Genomic DNA, 4,956 nt, shown 5'->3' with positions numbered 1-4,956 from the left:
GGCTCTTGGGTCTTCTCGCGCTCCCGCCCCCCCGCCGGGCTTGGGCTGTGTTTGGGCGGGGGGGGGGGCTCCCCCGCCCCCCCCCCCCCCCCCCCCCCCCCCCACAACCCTACACCGGCCCAACGGTGTCACGAGTGTGTCAAGGCACGGTCATATCCTCCCCGGGCGGCGTACCATCAGGGCGTCGCGAACCGCGATGAGGACTGACGCTTGGACACGATGACGAACGCCACCGAACCCACAGCGCCTGCGAAAGTGGCCGCCGCGAAGCCGGCCCCGGCCCCGGTGGAAGTGCCTGCCATCGACCTGAACGACCCGTCGTTCTACATCCATCGCGAGCTTTCGCAGCTGCAGTTCAACATCCGCGTGCTCGACCAGGCGCTGGATGAAACCAAGCCGCTGATCGAACGGCTCAAGTTCCTGCTCATCTTTTCGTCGAACATGGATGAGTTCTTCGAGATCCGCGTCGCGGGCCTGAAGCAGCAGATTGCCTTCGACCATGAGGTCATCGGCGCCGACGGCATTCCGCCGCGCCGCGTCCTCTCCGAAATTTCCGAGATCGCGCACAAACAGATCGAGCGCCAGTACGCGATCCTCAATGAGAAAATCCTGCCCGCGCTGGCGGACCAGGGCATCCGCATCGTCCGCCGCAACCAGTGGTCGCAGAAGCAGAAGCTGTGGGTGCGCCGCTATTTCCGCCACGAGGTCGCGCCGCTGATCACGCCGATCGGCCTGGATCCGACCCACCCGTTCCCGCGGCTGGTCAACAAGAGCCTGAACTTCATCGTGCAGCTCGAAGGCACCGATGCGTTTGGCCGCGATTCGGGCCTGGCGATCGTGCCGGCGCCGCGCATCCTGCCGCGCATCATCCGCCTGCCGGCCGACGTGTGCGAGGACGGCGACAACTACGTGCTGCTGTCGTCGATCATCCACGCGCACGCGGACGATCTGTTCCCGGGCATGCGCGTGCTTGGTTCCTACCAGTTCCGCCTCACGCGCAACGCCGACCTTTCGATCGACCCGGAGGATGTGGAAGACCTGGCCCGCACGCTGCGCGGTGAACTTTTCTCGCGCCGTTACGGTGACGCCGTCCGTCTCGAGGTGGCCGATAACTGCCCGAAGCCGCTGGTCGATTACCTGCTGAAGCAGTACGCGCTGGATGCGGATTCGCTTTACGAAGTAAACGGCCCGGTGAACCTCGCGCGCCTGTTCGAGATGACGCTGAAGCCGGAATACGCACGCCTGCAGTACCCCCCGTTCGTCCCCGCGTTGCCCAAGGCGCTGGCGGATGCGGAGGATATGTTCGCCGTGATCGGCAAGCAGGACATCCTGCTGTACCACCCGTTCGAGTCGTTCTCGCCGGTGGTGGATTTCCTGCGCCAGGCCGCGAAGGATCCGCAGGTACTGACGATCAAGCAGACCCTCTACCGCAGTGGCGCGAATTCCGAAATCGTCGATGCGCTGGTCGAAGCCGCCCGTGCCGGCAAGGAAGTCACCGCCGTGGTGGAACTGCGTGCGCGCTTCGACGAGGAATCCAACCTGAGCCTCGCCTCGCGCCTGCAGCAGGCCGGTGCCGTGGTGACCTACGGTGTCGTGGGCGTGAAGACCCACGCCAAGCTGGCCTATGTGCAGCGCCGTGAGAACGGCAAGCTGGTGAGCTATGCGCACCTTGGCACCGGTAACTACCACTCGGGCAACGCACGCCTTTACACCGACTACAGCCTGCTGACCTCCGACGAAGCCCTGTGCGATGACGTGCACAAACTGTTCCGGCTGCTGACCGGCATGGGCAAGGCGCTGAAGATGAAGCGGATGCTCTACGCGCCGTTCACCCTCAAGAAGACCCTGATCGAACTCATCGCGCGCGAGGCCACCAACGCGGCGGCCGGCAAGAAGGCCGAGATCGTCTGCAAGCTCAACGCCATCACCGACCCGAAGATGATCCGCGCGCTCTACCGGGCCAGCCAGGCCGGCGTGAAGATCGACCTGATCGTGCGCGGCATGTGCTGCCTGCGGGCAGGCATACCGGGCGTTTCCGACAATATCCGCGTGCGTTCGGTGGTGGGTCGCTTCCTGGAGCACAGCCGCGTCTACTGGTTCCATAACGATGGCGAGCCGGACCTGTACCTTGCCAGCGCCGACATGATGGAGCGCAACCTCGACCGCCGTGTCGAGACCTGCTTCCCCATCGAGGGCAAGAAGCTGCGCCAGCGGGTCAGGAAGGAACTGGACCTGTACCTGGCCGACAACCACTCGGCCTGGTTGCAACAGGCGGATGGCACCTACGTGCTGGTCCAGCCGACCGCGGGCGCCCCCGTCCGGAACGCCCAGGCCCAGCTCCTGGAGCGCTATGCCGGCCTGGCCGTCACTGCCCCAGCGCCCTGACGCACTGCCCCGGCGCCCTGACGCCGGGGTCTTCACCTAGCCCAAACGGCAGACGCGACACAGTTTCGGCACCAGTGCACAATGAGGGCGCTGTTGAGGGGAGACGGCGCTTTCTTCTGATCGCATCGGATCCAGGCCGCGCGCCATAGGCGCGCCGCGGTGTCATTCGCAGGATTCGGGCATGGGTAAGCAGGGGCAGCAACTTACGGCGATCACCCGCCTTTTCCAGGCGGTGCTCTGCTGCGTGCTGCTGGCCGTCGCTGGACACGCCCACGCGGGGACCACCCTCACCGGTAACTACCGTGACGTTCGCCCGGGCGATGACCCTGCCAAGGTCCTGACCGAGGCATGGACCACGTCCCTGCCGTCGTTCGACCCCACGCGCATGCAGGTGTTTCGCTCGGGCGAGGGCGGCACCTGGGTGATCTTGCGCGCACTGCCGCCCTGGACCGAGGGTGGCCGGGTGCTGAGCATCCACAACCCCGGACCCGGCAAGGTGAGCCTGTTCCTCGGCTCAGGCCAGAAGCTGACCACCTCGCTCGATGATTTCGGTTCAGCGTTGCATGGCCACGGCAGGCTCGTTTTCGCTATCCCGGATACCGTGCCTGCCTCGCGCCCGCTGTTGCTGAAGTTCGAGCCGACGGCCAAGCCTCCGGGCGCGGTCACCATCGCCATCGATAGCTGGCCGGATTACCTGCGTGACGATGCAGGCTGGCTGATGTTCGCCAGCAGCTGCTTCGCCGTCATGGTGGCCATGGGGCTGATGGCACTGTGCTTCGCCTTGATCCTGCGCGATATGACCTTCGGCTGGTATGCCGCCTACCTGGTCTGCTACGCGCTGATCCAGGGCGTGAAGACCGGCTTCATTTTCCACCCGATGGAACTGCAGAGCCTTGCGGGAATGGGCGATGCCCTCGCCACGATCGCGACCGCCCTGTCGGTCACATTCGCGGCGTTGTTCATGCTGCGCTTCTGCAAGATCGACGATTACGTGCCCCTGTTGCGCATGCCCGTGCTGGCGTTCGCCGTCGGGATGCCCATGATCGCCTTCTGCCAGATGACCGGCGTTGCCCTGCTGGTGGGCACGGCCCACCTGTTGCTGCAGCCGCTGCTGTTGCTTGGCGCGTTGCTGCTCCTGGTCGCAGGCGCGATCGCCGCGGCGCGCGGCTCACGCCATGCGTGGTTCTTCCTGGTCGGCTGGACGCCACTGCTCCTGCTTACGGCCGCCTGCGGGGCGCAACTGCAGGGCATGTTCGCCGATGCGCCATGGTTGCCGGATGCTGCCATCGCCATCGGCGCTTTCGAGGCGATCGTGCTCTCCATCGGTCTCTCGGACCGCGCCCTCACGATTCGCCATGATCGCGATAAGGCCCGCCAGCTCGCGGATGCCGATCCGCTCACCGGCGTACTGAACCGCCGGGCTTGGACGGATGCGGCGCTGGCGACGCTCGAGGAAGGCATGAACCGGCCGATCGCCCTGCTCTTCCTGGACCTCGACCATTTCAAATCGCTGAACGACCGGCACGGCCACGCCGCCGGCGACCGCGCCCTGGTCGCCGTGGCGGGCGCGTTGCGCCATGAGCTGCGGCCGAGCGACCTGCTTGGCCGCTACGGTGGCGAGGAGTTCGTCGCCCTGCTCCAGGGTGCGGAGCGCGAGAACGCGGTGCAGATCGCCACCCGCCTCTGCCGTCGCGTCAGCCGCCTGGATGTGCACATCGGCGAGAAAGAGGCGCTCACCGTGTCCATCGGCGTAGCGATCCGCACGCCGGCGGACACGGTCCAGTCGCTGATCGAGCGCGCGGACCAGGCGATGTATGCGGCGAAGCTGGGTGGCCGTAACCGGGTGATCTGCTCGGGTCCCACTGGACCCGTCCTCGTTCGCAGCAAGGCCACGACGACGTCTTAAAGTGCATTTGTGGGAGCGCGCTTGCGCGAGATGGGCCGTGCCGCGAGCACCCATCGCGTGCAAGCACGCTCCCACAGGACGCTCCTACTGTTCTCAGGCCAGCTTGTCGGCGGCGGCCACGATGTCGTCGTCGCCCGGGAGGACCAGGAATGCCGCGCCAGCCAGCGGCGTGAACGTATCCACGCCCACGACGCGCTGCAGCGGGGTCGCGCCGAGCCCGGCCTCGACGATCGCCGTGATCACGCCCTCGCCCACGCCTGCGCTCTTGCGCCCCTCGTCGACCACCATGATCCGCTTCGCGCCCCTGGCCTGTTCGGCGATGAAAGCGTCGTTGAGCGGTACCAGCCAGCGCAGGTCCACGACGCGCACCTTCCAGCCCCGTGCAGCTTCGATCCGGCGAGCGGCGCGCAGGCTCATCGGGACGCCATTGCCGAAGGTGAAGATCACCAGGTCGTCGGCGGCGTCGTTGTACACGCGACCCTCGCCCAGCGGCATCGCTTCACCCTGTGCCGGGTAGCCGAACTGCCACTGGCCGTCGCCGGCCTCGTAGAGGTCCTTCGTCATGTACAGCGCGATCGGCTCGAGGAACGCCGTGACGCGCCCGTCGACCTTGGCGAGCGCGGCCAGCGTCCGCAGCATGGTCGCCGCATCATCACCACGGCTGG

At 66.5% G+C, this 4,956-nt stretch carries 3 protein-coding genes; 2 read left to right on the top strand and 1 reads right to left on the bottom strand.

Annotation, left to right across the window (positions count from 1 at the left end):
• Nucleotides 1-219: 219 nt before the first annotated feature.
• Nucleotides 220-2,385 (top strand): polyphosphate kinase 1, encoded by a 2,166-nt coding sequence (gene ppk1 / locus ACTHLF_RS19300; RefSeq protein ID WP_440329549.1) that lies wholly within the window; start codon nt 220-222, stop codon nt 2,383-2,385.
• Between the two features lie 181 nt (nt 2,386-2,566).
• On the top strand, nt 2,567-4,291 hold the full coding sequence (locus tag ACTHLF_RS19295) for a sensor domain-containing diguanylate cyclase (protein WP_440329547.1): 1,725 nt from the start codon (nt 2,567-2,569) through the stop codon (nt 4,289-4,291).
• 93 nt (nt 4,292-4,384) lie between these two features.
• On the opposite strand, the gene ACTHLF_RS19290 is transcribed toward ACTHLF_RS19295, so the two are convergent.
• The coding region (locus ACTHLF_RS19290; protein ID WP_440329545.1) for a transketolase C-terminal domain-containing protein at nt 4,385-4,956 on the bottom strand (572 nt) is incomplete at its 5' end.

The sequence above is a fragment of the Luteibacter sp. genome, from assembly GCF_051958795.1.
In the GTDB taxonomy this organism is placed as follows: domain Bacteria; phylum Pseudomonadota; class Gammaproteobacteria; order Xanthomonadales; family Rhodanobacteraceae; genus Luteibacter.
Note: the sequence above shows the minus strand (reverse complement) of the source record. Positions and strands in the feature narration are given on the sequence as shown.